This window comes from Chryseobacterium sp. RU33C, from assembly GCF_900156015.1.
In the GTDB taxonomy this organism is placed as follows: domain Bacteria; phylum Bacteroidota; class Bacteroidia; order Flavobacteriales; family Weeksellaceae; genus Chryseobacterium; species Chryseobacterium candidae.
Map to the genome: position 1 here is coordinate 1 of NZ_FTMT01000052.1, position 1,193 is coordinate 1,193.

Below are 1,193 nucleotides of genomic sequence, written 5' to 3' on the forward strand. Positions count from 1 at the left end.
CTGAGGAGCAACTTACCAGCAATACAATCAACGCTGTAAACAATAGTTTAGAGGATGGTTTTTCCATCCTCTTTTTGTAAATTATTGGAACAGCTTTATGGCTAAAAAAACCTTTTACGATTTTAGATTTTTATAAAAAAGATACCATTGGATAAACTTTTTTCTCCGGCTTTTGGTAAGCCCCCGATGAATATTAAGATTACCTTTCAGATGCCCGAAAAAAGACTCTATTCCGTTGGTTGTTTTCGGGATTTTAGGATTTTGAAGAAAGGTAAACATATTTGGCAAAGCCTTTCTGATAACAGAAAAACATCTTCTCACCATCTTATGAGTATACCAATATCTTCCGGTTTCCTGGCTGTATGATTTTTCATTCAAAAATTCTTTATGCTTTTCAGACCAATCCAAAAACTCTTTGATCCAATACTGCTTTTTAACTTCATTATCAATAAAATGAATTTTGCAGACAATTTCACGTAACTCAAAACCAGCTACAGATTTTGGATAGGCGGAAAGCCATATCTTACACATTCTCTGAATATGGACCAAACATCTCTGAACAGGAACCTTAGGACAAACTTTCCGGATGGCTTTCAGTAGAGATTTATCACCATCGCAGGTTATTCCGCCAATTTTTATTCCCAAATTCAGAATATTCTCCAAATCCTCTTTGAGTTCTTCATAATGCTCTCCGTCAGTAATTCTGTAAAGCTGGGTTTGTTTAAAAGCATTGTCTCTATAAACAACCAGACAGATTTCATTAGAAAAATAGGTGCCGTCGATGAGTAAATAAACTTCCTTGTTATGACTGTAACTGAGTTTTGGAGCTTTACTAAGCATCACATTAAAATACCGTTGAAGAGTACTTAAGGAATATCCCGATGATGCTGAAATCTGATCATAAGTCTGTTTCCCGACAATCCATTTTTTAAACCAAGTTTCTTTGTTTTTTAGACTAACAGATTTATTCTCTGAAGTAAAATAAAGGCCACAGTTTTTACATTTAAAACGACGCTTACCGTTTTGCTTTCCCCAGGAAATCACATCCAAACTTTTGCAACCCCAACAATGATTTTTTTTGAATTTTCAGCCATAAAAAAAGTTTATTGAAACAAAGTTCAATAAACTTTCTGTAACATCAGTAACAATAGGCGTTACAAAGAATTTTGCCAACTATTTTTGACTATTAAACC

At 34.0% G+C, this 1,193-nt stretch carries 1 protein-coding gene; it reads right to left on the reverse strand.

The genetic code is table 11. The features are described from left to right. Nucleotides 1-114 precede the first annotated feature (114 nt). Nucleotides 115-1,044, reverse strand: a complete 930-nt coding sequence (locus BW946_RS20995) for an IS256 family transposase, variant Zn-binding type (RefSeq protein ID WP_228402688.1) — start codon at nucleotides 1,042-1,044, stop codon at nucleotides 115-117. Nucleotides 1,045-1,193: the final 149 nt, after the last annotated feature.